This window comes from Desulfoluna sp. CYM3A (assembly GCF_056829965.1).
In genome coordinates, this window is the sequence record NZ_CP186556.1 from 4,143,070 (window position 1) to 4,160,073 (window position 17,004).

Below are 17,004 nucleotides of genomic sequence, written 5' to 3' on the forward strand. Positions count from 1 at the left end.
CCGATCATCAAAAAGCAGTATTGTAAATGGCCAAGTTCACCGGCGAGCCTGCCATGCCGATGCGTGAGGTGGCGATGACCAGATTGTCCAGGTACCGCTGCTGGGGCCGGGGGGAGCCACCGTTCCAATAGTTGCCCAGGGAGATCATGTTGATGCCGTAGTCACGCCAGGAACCGATCCAGTTGAGGCCTGTCTGGCGAATCTCCAGCTCCCCGTCGATCCAGAGGTCCTGTTCGCCGTCGCTGTTGCCCGGTGAGTTGAGCTTGACCCGGGACTCGATGCAGATCCAGTGATCGGCGTTGTCCGTGGCATAGATCTCGATATGCCCGACTTGGCCCCCAGCCAGGTCCCGTTGTTCTGGTCGTTGTAGGTGGTGGAGGTGACGGTGCTGCCGGAGACAAAGGTCTTGGGGTCCGTTCCCAGGGCCAGCTCATTGTTGCCATGCCCAGCACGTGGGCGATCATGGCCTGGCGCCAGTCCGAGGCGGAAAACACCGAAGCGCGGGTGACTTTTTTGGCGTTGCCCTCCCACCCCTTGGAGAGCTTGATGTAAAACCGCCAGAAGACCTCATCAAAATCCTCGGAGCTGCGGCTCTTGGAGCCCGCCGGGTTTCGCCCGAAAAAGTAGGAGACCGACCCGGCGCTCACCTGTCCTGCGCTAAACCACTTGGCCACCAGGGACTTGGAGGAGCCGCCGAACCCCTGGTCCGAGGTAATGGACAAGGCGGTGTTGTCCCCGGCGTTGTAGTCGGAGTAGTCGCTGGAAAGGGAAGACGATTCAAAATCGTCCATGAAAATGGTGTCATCCCCGGCCACCTCATCCACCACCTCCACGCTGTCCACACGGGGCACCGGCACATTGGAATCGGGAGGATCCGGATCCACGGGTTCGTCCCCACCGTCCTGGGGCCCCACCAGGGGGATGTACGCCCCCATGCTGGCCGCTTCGGATGAGCCGTCCCCGTCCACATCCCGGTTGATGGCCATGTAACCGGCGCTGGAGCTGCTCAAGGCATACCCGGAAAGGGAACTCGGCGAGCTGCCCCCCACGAAATCCGCGGAGGTGGAGCCCATGAGCACGGAGTTGGCGCTGCCCCCGGTGTGGCTGCGCCATGCGTTCAGGTCGTAGTTCACCCTGTTTTCAATGACGATGGTCCCGGTGGGGTGCAGGTTCTCGTCCATGACGGAGTTATGGGCCATGCTCTCATACCGGTGGATGGGAATCTCTTGGGTGAAGACATTGCCCCGGATGTCGTTGTTCCGGGCGCCGTCTGCGTCGTCGCTCAAGAGCAGCTGGGCACCGAACACCGTGTTGTACCAGATCTTGTTGTTGTCCCCGCCGTCCCCGCCGTTTTCGCTGTTCACCCGGAAGTTGGCGTTGGAAACGCCGATGACGTTGTCGTGGATGTAGGCATAGTTGGTGTTGGTGAGGATGGAGTATCGGTTGGCCGTGTCATGGATATAGTTGTAGGCGATCTCAATCTGGGGGGAGTTCGCCGTGTTGGCATGCTTGTAAAAAATGCCGATGGGGGCGTTGGAAAACTCGCAGTGGAGCACCCTGGCCCCGGGGCTGCGGAAGAAAATCACGCCCGCGGTGTTCTGGTGGACGTTGAAGCCGGGCCCCCTCACCGTGCAGTGTTCCATAAGGAGGTTTTCGGCCCGGATTGAAGCCTTCACAAAGGCCACGTTGTCCCCGCCGTCGGTCATCTCGGCTGTGCAGTGGGAGATGGTAAAGTTCGTTGCCGTGGTGTTGTACCCCACATGGAAAAAGATGCCGCCCCCACGAAAATTGATCCCCCTGACGACGTTGTAGTTTCGCTCGATGTCAAACACCTTGGCCGATCCCAGGGTGCTGACAAAGGTCACGTCTTCGTTTTCGTAGTTCCGAAAGGTGATGGGACTTGAGGATGTGCCGTCATTTCCGCTGCTCTTGGTATCGATCTCCGAGGAGATGGTGTAGCTGCCTCCCCGGAAATAGACGGTGTCACCGGCCCGGGCGTTGAACCAGGCCTGCCGGGGCGAGGCCCAGGGATTGTCGATGGTGTTGCTGTCGTAGGAGACGGAATCGCTGCCCCCGGGTGCCACATACAGCGACTTTGCCCGGACCTCCGCGACCCCGGCCCCAATCATGAACAGCACCGCCCACATCACCATGCAACATCGGCCCGCAATCCCCCTTGTCCTTGTCCGTTCGTCCATCATTTTCCTCCATCCACGTTTTTTTTCGACTTGCTTCAAAACCCCATGCAAAAACTCACCGCCGCACGGCCCTCACAAAAGGCCCGCCAACCGACAGCCGAACATCCTGTCCGAATTTGTCATGTCCTCATGCACCGGGACCCTGCTCAATCTGAACACATCACCTCTCCCGTCGTTCCACCCCCACTCGGTGGTCACGGCCGCGGCAAACCCGCACGACTCCACCTGGCGGGCAACGGCGGGATTCCAGTTGCCGTTGGGATAGCAAAAGGGCAAGAACCCGGGGTCCACGGCACCCCTGGCACAGAGCTGTGCCATGGAGACAGTCAGCTCCTCGGCCACCTCCTCGTCGCTGAGAAGGGTAAGCAGATGGTGGCCGTGGGTGTGCGACCCGAAGGTGACCAGGCCCGAGGCCCGCATCTCCTCGACTTCCTGCCAGTTGATAAAGGCACGCTTTGCCGGGGCAACCCCCACCTGCCACCTCAAGGGCGAGCACCTTCGATCTCTGCGACGGGCTCTTCTTTCAGCAGGGCCGCCGCAGCTTCGATCTGTGCCTCCACGGTCCCTTTGAGCCCCTCCAGGGCCCTCACCCGGCTGTCTCTGCAGGGCTCGGCCTGCTTCGCCGCACCCTGGCGACCGTAAAAAAGAGTTACCAGCCTGTCGGTCCAGAAGGTACGGTTTTCCCCGATGAAGGCGGTGGGCAAAAACACCGTGGCCGGGGCCTTGGCGCGCCTCAGGATCGGGTAGGCGTTTTCGTAAAAGTCGATCCACCCGTCATCGAAGGTCAAGACGCAATAGGGACGTCCCGACCCGGCGCCGTTGGCTGAAAGGGCAAGCAAGAGGGCTTTTTCAAGGGAGACAATGTCAAATCGCTCTTTAAGGTAGGCCACATGGGCCTCGAAGGTCTCAGGGGTCACGTACATCCCTGGCTGTGTGGTGCCCGCCGCTTCGGATTCGGGAAGCACGCGATGGTACATGAGAACGGGATAGGCCCCAAAGGAGAGATCGGCCAGCCTCCGGGCCGTCAGCCCCATTCTGCAGTATGCCCAGGCCATGGCCTGTTTCACGGCGCCCTTGGCGCCCGTCAGGTCAAGAAACCCCATGGCTCGCCCCGGAAGGCTCCCACGCCTCGGCCAGGGGGTCTGCGACGTTGACCGTCACGATGATCAACCCCGTGAGGTACCAGAAGTGGGCGTAGTACAGGACCGAAATAAACGTGGCCGAGGCAAAGAACCCCACCATGGCCACGACATATCCCAGACCCAAAGCGCGAAGGAACCCGCGATCTTCGGCTTCATCATCATCCTCTTCGTCTTCGTCCCTGTCCTCATCCCATGCCGACACCCTGATCAGCCAGAAGGCGTCCTTCATATTGGCGTGTACCAAAAGCAGGTAGAGAAGGGTCCCTATAATGCCAGTCTCCGGAATCAGGGTAAACCAGAGGGAATGGGCGGCACGGCCCCACATGCTCTTCTGGAAATCATCCCCCTGGTATTCGGGAAAACGGATAGGGTAGTTGTTGCCCCCCACCCCCAGGGGATTGTCCAGAAACATCCGCCAGCCCGCGGCCCAGGACTTGAGCCGGGTATCTGCGGTGCTCTCCGACAAATCCGTGATGGTGGCCATCTCATCGATGTACCCGGAGTCCACCCACAACACCACGGCCACGCAGGCCAGGGCCACCAGGGTAAGGGAAAGCGCCCTTCTCTTTGAAAAAAAGCACATGGCAAGACACACCGCCAAAAGCCCCACAAAGCCCCCGCGGGACATGGAGCCCACCACCGTCAGCAGCCCCACCCCCACCCCTGCGAGGAAGAGAATCCGGAGGCTCCGGCTGCGTTCCGTGACATAGAGGTAGTAGCTGATGGGAAACCACATGTTCATGTACAAAGAGAGGTCGTTCTGATCGTGGAAATAGTGCCCCGGACCGATCCAGCCGTGGGTCATGGAGTAAAACCCGATGTAAATCGACAGGATCACCCCCACCGTCATGACGGTCCGCAGGCGACGGACAGAATCCACGCACACGATAAGGGAAAGCACAAAGGGCATGTAGAGAAGCTGGGTCTTGAAGGCCATAAAGGCGTAATACTGGTTACGGACAAAGGGAACGTACGCCGCCAGCAACAGGATGAACAGGCCCATGAGCCATATCTGCCGGTACTGAAGGTAGTCTTTGTACCCGTTGATCAAGAGGTAGAAGCACAGAACCAGAGTCAGGATCAGGGCGGGCCGTATGGCGGCGATGGGCAGTACCACCTGGGGCCTGCCGTAATCCACCACAAGGTACATCATGGTGAAAAAAAACCACGACGCGTACTGGGTGCCACGCTCCATGGTTAGCCCGGGTTGCGTTACGTTGGACATAGGCCTTCCGATCCGGTTTCGGGGGGCAGGGCTCAGGGCCGTGACCCGCTGGTAAATAAGCTTCTGCTCACGTTTCGGCGATCTTCCCCTTCGGGGACTTCCGCGGCCCCAGGTCGGCCCGTGTATAGACCGACGATGCATAATAGGAATCCATGGAATAGAAAAACTCGGCGATCTCGGCGTGGGACCAATGGGCCAGAACCATCATGGCCACCTTTTCGTAGGCAATGGCCACCACAAACAGGGGGACGCAAAGCAGGGGCGCCACGGGAAACCGCAGGGTCTCAAGGAGGGTCCGCACCCTGGGGACCCTCGCGTTCAGCAAGGGAAGGATGACAAAGAGCATGCCGGCCATGGCCGCCAGCACCCGATGGGTGTTGAAAATATGGGAGTACTTGGAGAAAAAAGCCATGTTGTGGACGTTGAGTTCGTTCTGGACATTGATGCTTGAGATGCCCTCCGGAACCTCATAATGAAACATCCACTGCCCCCAGCTCTCCTCTTCCCCGGCAATAAACACAAACATCAGCCCGAAGAGAAGGTAGAACACGATACCCTTGAAAGACCTTTCTACCCGGTACACCTGCCAGGCCCGGACCCAGAACATCAACCCCGAAGCCAGGTAAAGGATCGCCGTCAACAGCTCGGTGTAGGCGCTCTCCTTCACCAGGAGGAGATAAAGCTCCATGTCCGTCACCATGATGATGAAAAAAATCGCTGCCAGACATAAAAACAGCAGCGTCCAGACAAAATACGTGCCGGGTTGATTTGACAGGTCCATTGCCTTTTTCTCGGCCGTGCCGACCCCTGCCCTGTTCATGGTCCCTCCTTCCCGTGGTCTTGCCTCAACGCCACGCTCACATGGCGGCGTTGTAAAAACTCACGACATTGTTGAGGTAGGTTTCCTTTACATGCTCGGTGAACGCCCGCTTTCGGGCGGCCTCACCAAGGACGTCCCTCAAGGCCTTGTCCCCCATGAGCTGCGCCAGTTTTTCCGACAGCTCCGCGGTATTTTCAGGCTCAAAAAGCACCCCGTCCACCCCGTCCCGGATCACGGTGGGGATCCCGTCCACATTGGCCCCGATGCGGGGTTTCCCGGCGGCCATGGACTCCACCAGCACCCGTCCCATGGCCTCCGAACGGGAGGGCAGCACAAAGATGGAGCACCCCCGGATGTGGGCGGGGACCTCCGAGGTCTCCACCGGGGGGTGGTGGTGGATCTGGGGATGATTGCCCATGCATGCCTCCAGTTCCCGGGGGTCCGGGTACCAGCCGAGGATCTTCAGCCGCCACTGGGGGAACTCCGGGGCCACCCGTTTGAAGGCGTCAATGAGGATATCCACCCCCTTGCGCTTGAAGGGGTACCCCACAAAGAGCACCTCATGGTTCTCGGTCCCGTTTCCCCCGGCAAACCGGTCGATGGGCACGTAATTGGAAAAGCTGTGGATGACGTCGGTCTTCATCACCGGTTTGAATGGGTCCACCTGGGTGGGAAACAGGAGCTTAACCCCGTCGGCCCTTTTGAGGACCCAGGCCTCGATCCTGGGGTAAAAGAACTTCTTCAATTTCACGGAGAGGGTATGGGCTTCGTCCATGTACTCGGCAGGGGATGTGTAGACCCCGTTGACCTCCGGGGCGAATTTCGTGTTTAAGATGGCGGCGGTGACAGCGCCCCAGACCCCGGTTTTCAACGGGTCGTAAGTAACCACCAGGTCGTAGCGGTCCCTTTTCACCCGCGAGGCCAGGGCAAAGGCCACGCAGCGCATGAAAAACAGAATGTTGTACATCAGGTACCGGTCGTACCGGATTTTCGTGAGAATCAACCGAAAATGTCCCGCCTTGCGCACCTTGAGCATGGGCCCGTAGCAAGAACCCAGCACCACCCCTTGAAAATGGGCCGACAGATCCTCGTACTTGGACAGTTCCGAAACCTTGCTTAAAGGGCGGGGAACGATAAAGACCAGCTTTTTCCTGTTGCCGTTGCCTTCCATCACACGCTCTCCTCGGTCCATTTTGCTCATGAAATATCCGGGTTAAGGTGGCCCATGAGTTTTTGTGTCAGGGCCTCCCGTGAGAAACAGTCCATGAATTCCTCCACATGATTGTCGGGCAGGGGGCCTTCCGCATACCGGTCCATGGCATCCACAATGGCCCCTTTGATCTCCTCCGATGAGTCCTCGGTGATAACATAGGAGCCGGGGCTGTAACGCCGGATGATCTCCTCAGCCTCACCGGACGGGATGGTGGCCAGAAACGGGATGTTCATGGGGATCCCTTCAAAAAGCTTGGTGCTGAGCATCAACTTCATGATGCGCAGCAGCTGCAGATGGGACCGCTTCATGGCCAGCAGCACCTCGGCATGGCTCACCCGGCCGTTGACCGTCACCAGGTCCTCCACCCCGTACCGGGCCGCATAGTCGCGTATCGCCCCCTGTTCGGAGCCGTAAAAGAGAAACCGAAAGGTCTCGGGACAGATCCTGTTCTCCTTCTTCAACTGGGCCAGGGCCGAAAAGAAATTGTCCGCGTACATGTTCAGGGAGGCATTGAACTTGTAGTAGAACTGCCCGGTATAGATGATGGTGAACCTGTCGAACTTCTCCGGGCGATCCGTCACCAGGTGGGTGGCGTCAAAGCCGTTGTGAACGGTCACCACCTTCTCTTTGAACTGGGGGAACTGGGCCGCATACTCACGCCGGGTCTCGTCGGTGGTGACGATGAGCAGGTCCGTGTGTTTCAAAAACAGCCTCGCAAAAAAGGCATCGATCTTTTCTTTGGTGCGGCTGGCCTTGGAGCCCTCCACCGTCAACCCGAAGGGGTCGCGAAAATCAAGGACCAGCCGCCTGCCGGTGAGCCGTCGGCAGGCCACGCCGATGAGGGCGGCACTGAAAGGGGAACAGGAGACATAGACGGTATCGATCTTGTGGGCACGGATGAGCTTGACGGCCCGGACAATGGTCAGCGGCACCCCCGCCCCACAGGAACCGGGGATGCAGAGGAACTCGTAGAAATAGTTCCGCGACACGCCCCTGTTGAACAGGGAGAGGCCCCTGTCCACAAGACCGTTGGCCTTGCCCAGAAACTTGATGGGATTGACGATGGACCGGGTGTAGACCGCAGGCACCCCGTCCGGAGGTGCGTCCGTGCCCAGGGAGCAGTAGTGCCTGTCCGGGTTTTTCACGCTCAGGGCATAGGGGCTCCAGCCGTCCTTTTTCAGGTAGGTGGCAAAGGCAACGCTCCGCTTGCACCCCACATCGGTCAAGGGCGGAAAGTAGTAACACACCATCAAAAGGTTTTTAGATGCCACAGGCGCCCTCAAGAACCGACGTGATCCGCTCACCGGCGTGTCCGTCCCACAGCTCCGGCACGGTGCATGGCTTCCAGCGGCCGGACAGGGCCTTCAGGCTTTCGGTTTTGAGCCTTTCGCCGTCGGATCCCACGATAAGGTTGGAGCCCACATCCACGGTGACGGGGCGCTCCGTGTTTTCCCGGATGGTGATGCAGGGAATCTCAAGGGCCGTGGTCTCCTCCTGGAGCCCGCCGCTGTCTGTGATGACCAGGGCCGCATCCTTCCACAGGTAGAGGAAATCGTTGTAGCCCAGGGGCGGCATGCACAACAGGCCCTCTTTCACGGTGCCGCCGTTGATGGGGAGTTCGCTGAGATACCCGTCCAGGCCGAAGCGCGTGATGTTTTTTCGCGACCGGGGGTGGCAGGGAAAGAGCACTGGCACCTCTCCGGCCAGCTCCCCGAGGGCGGCCAGCATGGCCTCAAGCACTTCGGGGTTGTCCACGTTGGAGGGCCGGTGCATGGTCAGACAGATGTAGTTTCCGCGAATGCTCTGCTTCAGGGTCGCCACCTCCCCGGACACCGCCGAGGCCTCGAGCCTGCCCAGCTGATAAAACAGGTTATCAATCATCACGTTGCCCACGAAATGGACCCGGCCGGGGTCGCACCCTGCGGAAACAAGATTGGCGGTGGCGCCCTTTTCCGTGGTGAAGAAAATATCGGTGATGGCATCGGTGGCCAGCCGGTTGATCTCTTCGGGCATCAGGCGGTCCCCGGAGCGCAGGCCCGCCTCCACATGGATCAGGCTCGCCCCCAGTTTTTTGGCCACAAGGCCAGCTGCAATGGTTGAGTTGACGTCCCCCACCACCATCACGTAATCGGGCCGGTCCGTCAGGCAGATCTCCTCGAACTTCATCATCACCGAAGCGGTTTGAAAGGCATGGGTACCGGACCCCACCTCCAGGTTGTGATCCGGCCTCCGGATGCCCAGCTCCGCGAAAAAGGAGCCGGACATGTTGTGGTCGTAGTGCTGACCGGTATGGACGATCACAGTCTCAAAGGCCGGGGAGGCGTCCATGGCGCGGACGATGGGCGCAATTTTCATGAAATTGGGACGGGCCCCGGCCACGACAAATATCTTTTTTTTCTTCATCTGTTTCACACCCCGTGAAATCAACGGCCGGGCCACGGCATGGCCCGAGCCTTAAAAGGATTACGGCTTGGTGGCATCATGGCTCATGCGCAGGCGCTTGATGCCCACCGACACCACCCCGGAGACAGACTCCGCCACCTTGTCGAAGACGGCTCGCTCCAGCTTGAAAAGAACCAGCAGATAAGCCACGCCCCCGCCCACAACGTAGAGGGCCAGCTCAGCCCCCAGGGCAACATCAAAGGGCGCCGAGTCCACCCCGTAGCGCAAAGCCGTCACCCCGCACACCATGGCAACAGACGCCACCAAAGACCCCATGATGTTGGCAACATACGTGGAGACCGGGATCCCGATCTTTCGGATGGTCACAAGGACCCAGCCGAGGCAGAGCAGGGGATTGACGGTGAGCCACGGGATGACGATGGCGTTAAGGCCGTAAGGGATGACCAGGTAAAAGGATATGGGCATGCACACGGCGCAGGCCAGCTGGTAGTACAGCCCCCACTTGGGTCGCCCCTGGGCAAAGTGCACAAAGCTGTTGTTGGCGTTTAAGGCAATGAAGATCTGGGCGATGCACAGGTACCGGAACACATGGATGATGGGGCTCCACTTCTCCGTGAGGAGCAGGGTGACGATGACGTCCCCGGTGAGAAAGCCCCCTAAGAAAAAAGGAATCACAAGGAGCATGGAGACCTTGGTGATGCTTAAGTAAAACCGGTTGAACTCCTCTTTGTTCCCCTGGAGCTTGGCAAAGGCGGAAAAGGCCACCTGGTTGATAAGGGAGACGATCTTTTCCGTGGGGATCTTCGAGAGCTGAAGGGCCAGGGAGTAGTACCCCAGGGTCCCGCTCTTCCACGCGCGACCGGCAAAGAACTGGTCTGATTTTTCCCAGACATAAAATACAGACCCGCTGAAGGCCTTTGTGAGCCCGAAGAAAACATAGGGCTTGAGCTCCCGGTAGCTGAAGTGCAGCCGGGGGCAATAGCGGGTCTTGGCAAAGACAAAGAAGGTGATGACCGAAAAGGAGATGATCCGCCCCCCCAGAAGGGTCCACGCTCCCCCGCCCCGGGTGGCGATGACCATCATGCCCAGGCACGAGACCACGGTGCCCACCATGGTCATGAACCCCAGGAACTTGAACCCCAGCTCTTTCTTGATGAGGTTCAAGGGGATGATCTGAAGGCCCGACAGGATAAAAATCACGGAAACGGCCTGGGTCAGGGGCACGACCCGGGGCTCCCGAAGGAGATAGGCGGTGAGGTAAGACAGGGGCACGCAGCTTGCCGCCACCAGGCAGCTCACCCCCAGGGCAAACCAGAACACACTGGAAAGGTGCTCGGTGACGATGTCCTGCTTCTGGATGATGGCGGCCCCCAAGCCCAGCTCGTTGAAGATCTCGGCATAGCCCGTCACGATGGTGGCCATGACCATGAGCCCGTAGTCCTCGGGGACCAGGACCCGGGCGATGAAGATCGTCACCGCCCAGGAGAAGAGCTGACTGAAGAGACGGAACAGGGCCAGCCAGGAGACGCCCTTGAACGCTTTTTCAACCACTGTCATGATGGGTCCGTCCCGTTCCGCCCGAGATAGAGGGCCTCATACCGTGCTGCCATGGTCTCGGCGCTGAACCGCTCCCAAAAGACCTGCCGTCCGGCTTCCCGGTACGCGCCCAGCCTGGCTTCGTCTTCCAAAAGGTCCGCAGCCTCGGCGGCCAGGGCCCCCGGGTCTGCCGGGGGCACCAGGGAGCCGTTCTCGCCATGGGTAATCACCGACGGGATGCCTCCCACCCGGGTGGCCAGCAAGGGACACCCGGCGGCCATGGCCTCGGGGATCACCATGGGCAGTCCTTCCCGCAGGGAAGGGAGCACGCACAAATCAAAAAGCCCCAGGAGTTCCGGCACATCCATGCGGGGCCCGATAAAACGGATGCGATCGGTCATGCCAAGGCTCCGGGCCTCCTCTTCCAGGGCCCCCTGCCGGCTGCCCTGCCCGGCCACCACCAGCACGGCCCCGGGAAGACGGGCGGCGATCTCCGGCATGGCCCGGATAAGAAAAATCCCTCCCTTTTCTTCCTCCAGGCGCGCCACAAACCCCAGCACGGGCCCGTCGAAATCCAGGCCCAGTTCACGTGCCTTGGCCCTGCGGTCCACGGGCACGGCGTAGGTCTCCCCGGAGATGCCGTTGACGATGGTGGCCAGCTTGGCAGGGGAAATTTTTTCGTAACGCCTCAGGTTGGACACCGTATGATCCGAAACCCCCACCACCTTGTGGGCAACGTGGGAGACCGCCCATTCGGCGGCCATGTAACGCCATTTGTCCGGAAAGGCACGGGCATGGTCCGTATGGATCCGTCTCTTCACCCCGGCCATGAGGGCACCCACCATGCCGTCCACAAAGGGCTGGGTGTTATGGGTATGGATCACCTCGATCTTTTCGCGCCGTAACAGGCGCCCCACCTTCACAAACGAAAAATAGTCGGTGCCCTCCTTCTGGGGCAGCAGGAAGACGGGGATCCCCATGGCCTCCACCTCCGGGGCAAATTCCCCCAGTTCTCTCAGGCAAAGCACCGAGACCTCGAAGCGCTCTTTGTCGATGTGGCGGCACAAATTCACCACCACCTGCTGAAGGCCCCCGATGGCAAGGTCATGGGTGATCTGCATCAACCGTATTTTTTGGTGGGCCCCGTTCATGGTACGGCCTCCCCACCGGACGCCTCGGTACACGGAAGGACATTATGAATGCGCCGCCGGTCCCCGTCCGTCACATAGGGATGCACCGGCAGAGTCACCAATCGGCTCGCAACGTCACGGGCCCCGGGGCAGTGGGTGTCCCCGCAATGGGCCCCCATGGCGGAAAGGCAATCCAGGGATCGCGGGTAAGCGGCCATCACGCCCAGGCCAAGACGCTCGCTGGCAGACAAAAGCGCCTGCCTCTGCGTCGGCTCCGACACCAGAAGGGGGTACCTCAAAAGGCCCTCGGCAGGGCTCGTGTGCCCTGCGCCCCCGTCACCTTGAAGCGCCTCGGCCCAGGCACCGGTGTGTCGGCGCCGCGCTGATGTCGCCTCTTCCAGCCGCTGTTGCCAGCCACGGGCCAGCCCTGCTTGAAAGCCGGACATGCGTTTTAAGGAAAAATCGGTATCAAAATGGGTCTCCCCGAGTCTCAAAAGCGGAAGGGCCTTGGGAATCCAGAAGAACCTGGGGTCCATGAGCAGAGCAAGGGCCGCAGCCTGCACCCCAAGGTTCACGATATCAAGGGCCGAGTACCCGTCAAAAGACGAAAGCTCATCATTAAAGGCTGCGGCAAGGTCCCCGTTGTCGGTGAGAACCACGCCCCCCTCCACCGTGGAGAGGGCCTTGCCCCGCCCCAAACTGAAAAAACCCACGTCACCCAAGGTGCCCAAGGGCTTGCCCCGAAGCCGTCCCCCCAGGGCCTGGGCCGCGTCTTCGACGACCGTCACCGGGGTCCCGGCCGTGAGCTTTCGAACCTCCGGCACGTCCGAGGCCACCCCGAAGAGATGGGTCGGCATCACGGCCAGAATGTCATCGCCCCGCTCGGCAAGGAGCCGGGAGAGGCGTGTAAAATCAAAATCCAGGGTTGCCGGGTCGATGTCGCAGAGGCACACCGTAAGCCCTGCCCGCTTCACGGCCGAAGGAACGGAGTAGCAGGTGTAGGCAGGGATCACCACCTCCCTGCGGGACGGGTTGAGCCGCTGCAGGGCCTTGAGGATAAGGTAGAGGCAGGCCTTGCCCGACGAGACGAGAATCACGTGGGACGCTCCGTGGTGCGCTTTGAGCTCGTCCTCAAAGCGCCGGAGTTCGGTCTTCCCGCGCATGAGGCCCTTGAGGCCGTTCAGCACGCTTTTCAAGGGCACGGGGGCGGCAGCGGGCGGCAGTGTACGTCCCAGTCTCACAGGCTGATCTGCCCCCTCACCATGGGCCCGATGACCCGGGTCACGGGAACAGGCAGCTTTTTCCAGAAGGCCATGGCCTTGCCGAACCGATCCCGCTCTCCGGCGGGGCCTTCGGATCGGGGCTGTACTCCGGGGGTAAACCTGTACCAGTACAAGGGGTGGGGCTCCGGCCCCCACTGTTTTTTAAACCGGTAGGTCCCCTCCCCCGGGGTGGACCGGCCGAAGTCAAAGGAGGTGTGCCCCGCATCGCAGGCGAACTCCAGCATGCGCCAGTACAAGAGCATGTTGGGGCTCATCTTGTTGAACCGCCTCCGGGTGGAGGCCCAGGGGTTCTGGAGGGCCTTTCCAAAGGAGCAGACCATGGCAGCGGACACAGGCTCCCCCTCTTTTTCCACCAGGATGATGTTGGCCTTGCCGGAAAAGCGCTCCATCACCCGGTGAAAGAGCTTTTTGGAGTGCACCGGAGACCCTAAGTCCCGCATGTTCTCGGCAAACACCGTATAAAAAGGGGTCACCAGCTCGTCCCCTCCCACCCGCGCCGAGAGCCCGTCCCGGGTTCCCCGGGAGATCTGATTCCTGAGCTTGGACTTAAACGAACTCCACAGCTCCTCGGACGAAGCCGGAAGGGAGAGCACCATGCGCGCCTTGTCCCGGGCCACGGTGAGGGTATACACCCCAGCCCCCATGTCCAGGGTCTCCTTTCCGTCAAAGGACTCTAAGGTTCCGGCCTGCCTTACCTCCACACAGCGCGACCCGGTTTCACGACCGATCTCAAGGGCCCGTGTCACAAGGGCCTGCTCGATCTCCGGGGTATCGGCCACCACCCCGGCCATGTCCACGTAAGGCATGGAGACGAGCTTGTGCCCAAAAATCCGGGACCGCATGGCCACCAGGGGAAGCACCCCCACCACCTCGTCGGCGCCGTGGCGCCTCTCCAAGGCCGTTAGGCGAATGTCCCGATGGCCGTAAATCTCCCTGACCAGCGCCCCCCATTGGGCCATGGCGTAAAGCGAACCGCTGCCGTGGGCGAACAGGTAGGCGTTCCAGGCCTCCTCCGTGACGGTACGATCCGTCTCTGTGTTCACGATGTGCATGGGGTCCCCTTTAGCCTTCGGTCGAATCGTTGGCGACCTTGTCAAGGTGCTTGGAGCAGGTGGAAAAGACAAACCCGTCGAGGCGCTTCAGGAGGTAGGTGAGTTTGGCGAGGCAGTGGCCCAGGTTGAGGTAATGCCGAAACTTGAACATGGGCGAGGCCTGACGGACGCGAGGCTGGTGCGGGTCGATCTCCCAGGGATGGAGGTAAAAGTGAAACACCCCGTCCCGGGCGGCCTCGGCCTTGACCCCCCTTACGTACAGCCCCTTGGGAATCAGGCGGAAAAAGCCCCCGCCTCCCCAGGGCACCGTGCGTCCGGCCACGGACAGGTTACTTACCGGCAGCTCGTAGAGGCCGTTGGCAAGTCGGGCCACCCCCCGGTCCGGGGGGGGCATGTCGTCAAAGCTGCCGTAACGGGCGTTGCCCCCATAGGAGTTGTAGCTGGCATCATAACGGTATCCGCACTCGGCCAGGAGCCGGATCAGGCGCGGCTCGATGGAAAAACTCGGGGCCCTGTACCCGGCCACGGGTTTTCCCAGGATGTCCTCCAGGCACTGACGGCTTGCCACCAGGTCTTCGGTGAGCTCATCGTCGGCACAGGTGGGCACCAGCTGATGGTTGTACCCGTGGGATGCCACTTCGTGGCCACGGGCGTCCATCTCTCGGATAAGCTCCGGGCACCGGGCCGCCACCCAGCCGAGAACAAAAAAGGTTATCTTCACGGGCTGGCTACCCCCCAGGGCCTCCAGGCTGTCCATGAGCCGCAGGGTGTTGTCCACCACGCGAAGCTCCCGGCTGCCCCAGGAGTCAAAGGGGATCCAGGGCTTGAAGTTCTCCACCTGGAACCAGTCTTCCACGTCCACGGTCAGCAGGAACACCGGGGGCTCCTGCCCCGCGGCATCCTGTGCCAGACCGCCGTGTTCCTGCTCATCCGCCCTTGCCAGCGGTTCGGCCCTGTGCATGGTCCGTCACCTCGCGCCATCATCTGCTCGGACGCCGATGCCCCTTTGTCCCCGACACATCACAACGTGAAGAGGTTCAAGGTCATCAGCACCCTGTTTTCCTTGTACTCAAAGGTATTGTCCTCGGACTCCCGTGCGCGGAAGGTATAATCCAGGCGCACGACGGCCCGACGCATCAGCTGGTATTCGATGCCGCCCCCCACAATCAGGGAAAGATCCTTGCGGTCATCCTGATTGGGGCGGTTGTCCTCGTAGGCGTCCCCCCGCAACTCGCCCAGTGCGCTGCACCGCCAGTCCTGGGTGAGGCTGTAGAGGCCCGTGGCCCTTGCAAGGGCATAGGTATTGAACCCGGGGTTTTCCGACTCCAGAAACTCCTCTTCGTACCCGCTGGTAAAGGTCAGCACCACCTCGCCCCGGCGCCACCCGTGGGTGGCCACCACATTGGCCACCAGAGAGGGGTAGATCTCGGTGTCGGCATCATCCTGGTCGTAGACCAGAAAACCGGCCCCGACATCGTACTGAAGATTTTTCTTCTCCCCTGCGATGCCCACCAGGGGGTTCAAGGTGTTGTAGTTTGCCCTGGCGTCCCCGGAGGTGGTGGAAAACCCCAGCCGGGCAAACAGACGCCGTTGCCGGTCGATGCCGCGCTCGGCCCCCACCACGCCGTTGAAGACGTCATAGGTGGTGTCGTCGTCGTACTCGCCGGTGGCGTAGCCCACATCAAAGGTGGCAAAATCCAGGTCCTGAATCCGGTGCCGACCATTGATTCGCCCCTCATACTCCCTGCCGTCCTGGGAGAGGCTCTCCTCATCGTAGTCCAGGTCCTCCCCGCTCACGACAAAGCCCAGGCTCTCGTCCCTGCCGGTAAGCCAGGTGCCGGTGAGACTCGAAAAGAAGTTGGTGTAAGGCAGACGGGAGGATCGCTGAAGTGGACCAGTACAGGTTCTCCTCTTCGCTTCGGACAAACCGGGTGTCCAGCGCCAGATTGACGTTGCGGGAGACGTTCCCGGACAGCACCAGGTCCGCATTGTGCCCGGTGAAATCCAGGTCCGTGTTTTCGTCGTACCAGGTAAAGCGAGGCTGGTATCTCAGTTCCGTCAAAAGGCGCTGCCACTGTTTTGTGGCCTCGATCCAGGGCGCCACGCGATAGATGATATCGTCGGTCTCGTCCCCTTCGTCCAGGAACAGGTTGTCGTTGTATTCCACCTGGGTTTCCAACCCGAGGCGCACATCGGCCCGTACGGGATCCGTTGCCACGCCTCCGCCCAGGGCGACGACCAGAAACACCAGCGCGGGGACCACCCATTTGCGGCTGTCTGTTGCCGTCCTGCGCGCCCTCATCATCAGGGCACCATGATGGTGTCATCGGCCAGGAGTACGATGTTTCCCTTCAAATCCTTTCCCGAGAGAATATCGTGGTAGTTGATGCGGATCCTGGTGTCCCCCTGATCGTTTCGCCTCAGCACGAAGATATCTTTTTTGTTGGCCCACTCGGTGAACCCGCCTGCAATGGCAAAGGCCTGGAGCACGGTAAGCTCCTTGGCCAGGGGGTATTCACCGGCCTGGACCACCTCTCCCAGGATATAAAATCGCTGGCTTCGGGCTTCCCTTAAGATTACCGTGACCACCGGGTTGTCGATATACCTGCGCAGCGCGCTCTCCAAATTGGCCTTGAGCTGCCGGGTGGTCCTGCCCGCGGCGGTGACGTCGCTCACCAGGGGCAGGGTGATCTTGCCGTCCAGGCGAATCACCGTGTTTTCAAGGGAGAAATCGGGTTCTTTCCACACCAGCACGTCGATGACGTCCCCAAAGCCCAGGGTGTAGCTCTCCGGGCTCTTGGCCTTCTTTGTCTCGGCCAGAGCCCCTCCGATACCCGTGCCACATGTCACCATCAGACAGACCGCCATAATGACCGCCATACGCGATTGATTAGACATAGCTCCGCCCCTCGGGTTACAGAACCCTCTTCAAACGTTGATTTTTTGTTGACAAAAAGCCGCGAAGTAGAAAGCCAAAACGCCTGCTAAAAGGGGGATAAGCC

General features: G+C 60.6%; 17 protein-coding genes. All 17 read right to left on the bottom strand.

The window, feature by feature from the left end:
- Positions 1–7 precede the first annotated feature (7 nt).
- Positions 8–148: a hypothetical protein gene (locus tag ACOYW1_RS21010; protein ID WP_482419596.1), complete on the bottom strand. Its 141-nt coding sequence runs from the start codon at positions 146–148 to the stop codon at positions 8–10.
- A 13-nt stretch (positions 149–161) separates the two neighbouring features.
- Positions 162–2,138, bottom strand: coding sequence for a right-handed parallel beta-helix repeat-containing protein (locus ACOYW1_RS21015; protein ID WP_482419597.1), 1,977 nt, complete (start codon positions 2,136–2,138; stop codon positions 162–164).
- A 132-nt stretch (positions 2,139–2,270) separates the two neighbouring features.
- Positions 2,271–2,684, bottom strand: coding sequence for a polysaccharide deacetylase family protein (locus ACOYW1_RS21020; RefSeq protein ID WP_482419598.1), 414 nt, complete (start codon positions 2,682–2,684; stop codon positions 2,271–2,273).
- Positions 2,681–3,301, bottom strand: coding sequence for a polysaccharide deacetylase family protein (locus tag ACOYW1_RS21025; protein WP_482419599.1), 621 nt, complete (start codon positions 3,299–3,301; stop codon positions 2,681–2,683). The genes ACOYW1_RS21020 and ACOYW1_RS21025 overlap by 4 nt, the downstream gene beginning before the upstream one ends.
- Positions 3,288–4,565 carry an O-antigen ligase family protein gene (locus ACOYW1_RS21030; protein ID WP_482419600.1) on the bottom strand — a complete coding sequence of 426 codons (1,278 nt, stop codon included), beginning with the start codon at positions 4,563–4,565 and terminating at the stop codon, positions 3,288–3,290. The genes ACOYW1_RS21025 and ACOYW1_RS21030 overlap by 14 nt, the downstream gene beginning before the upstream one ends.
- Before the next feature lie 67 nt (positions 4,566–4,632).
- A complete protein-coding gene (locus tag ACOYW1_RS21035) occupies positions 4,633–5,385 on the bottom strand; it encodes a hypothetical protein (RefSeq protein WP_482419601.1) in 753 nt (250 codons plus the stop codon).
- A 37-nt stretch (positions 5,386–5,422) separates the two neighbouring features.
- Positions 5,423–6,586 carry a glycosyltransferase family 4 protein gene (locus ACOYW1_RS21040; RefSeq protein WP_482419602.1) on the bottom strand — a complete coding sequence of 388 codons (1,164 nt, stop codon included), beginning with the start codon at positions 6,584–6,586 and terminating at the stop codon, positions 5,423–5,425.
- Entirely contained in the window at positions 6,583–7,869 is a 1,287-nt protein-coding gene (locus tag ACOYW1_RS21045; protein WP_482419603.1) for a glycosyltransferase, read from the bottom strand. The genes ACOYW1_RS21040 and ACOYW1_RS21045 overlap by 4 nt, the downstream gene beginning before the upstream one ends.
- Positions 7,859–9,001, bottom strand: a complete 1,143-nt coding sequence (gene wecB, locus ACOYW1_RS21050) for a non-hydrolyzing UDP-N-acetylglucosamine 2-epimerase (protein ID WP_482419604.1) — start codon at positions 8,999–9,001, stop codon at positions 7,859–7,861. The genes ACOYW1_RS21045 and wecB overlap by 11 nt, the downstream gene beginning before the upstream one ends.
- 60 nt (positions 9,002–9,061) lie before the next feature.
- Positions 9,062–10,558, bottom strand: coding sequence for a lipopolysaccharide biosynthesis protein (locus ACOYW1_RS21055; RefSeq protein WP_482419605.1), 1,497 nt, complete (start codon positions 10,556–10,558; stop codon positions 9,062–9,064).
- On the bottom strand, positions 10,555–11,688 hold the full coding sequence (locus ACOYW1_RS21060; RefSeq protein ID WP_482419606.1) for a glycosyltransferase: 1,134 nt from the start codon (positions 11,686–11,688) through the stop codon (positions 10,555–10,557). Before ACOYW1_RS21060 ends, ACOYW1_RS21055 begins: the two co-directional genes overlap by 4 nt.
- Positions 11,685–12,908, bottom strand: a complete 1,224-nt coding sequence (locus tag ACOYW1_RS21065; RefSeq protein ID WP_482419607.1) for a DegT/DnrJ/EryC1/StrS family aminotransferase — start codon at positions 12,906–12,908, stop codon at positions 11,685–11,687. The genes ACOYW1_RS21060 and ACOYW1_RS21065 overlap by 4 nt, the downstream gene beginning before the upstream one ends.
- A complete protein-coding gene (locus ACOYW1_RS21070) occupies positions 12,905–14,002 on the bottom strand; it encodes a FemAB family XrtA/PEP-CTERM system-associated protein (protein ID WP_482417678.1) in 1,098 nt (365 codons plus the stop codon). Before ACOYW1_RS21070 ends, ACOYW1_RS21065 begins: the two co-directional genes overlap by 4 nt.
- Before the next feature lie 10 nt (positions 14,003–14,012).
- On the bottom strand, positions 14,013–14,963 hold the full coding sequence (locus tag ACOYW1_RS21075) for a DUF3473 domain-containing protein (RefSeq protein ID WP_482419608.1): 951 nt from the start codon (positions 14,961–14,963) through the stop codon (positions 14,013–14,015).
- A 59-nt stretch (positions 14,964–15,022) separates the two neighbouring features.
- A complete protein-coding gene (locus tag ACOYW1_RS21080; protein ID WP_482419609.1) occupies positions 15,023–15,799 on the bottom strand; it encodes a hypothetical protein in 777 nt (258 codons plus the stop codon).
- A complete protein-coding gene (locus ACOYW1_RS21085) occupies positions 15,771–16,307 on the bottom strand; it encodes an outer membrane beta-barrel protein (RefSeq protein WP_482419610.1) in 537 nt (178 codons plus the stop codon). The genes ACOYW1_RS21080 and ACOYW1_RS21085 overlap by 29 nt, the downstream gene beginning before the upstream one ends.
- Positions 16,307–16,855, bottom strand: coding sequence for a polysaccharide biosynthesis/export family protein (locus ACOYW1_RS21090; RefSeq protein WP_482419611.1), 549 nt, complete (start codon positions 16,853–16,855; stop codon positions 16,307–16,309). Before ACOYW1_RS21090 ends, ACOYW1_RS21085 begins: the two co-directional genes overlap by 1 nt.
- Positions 16,856–17,004 lie beyond the last annotated feature (149 nt).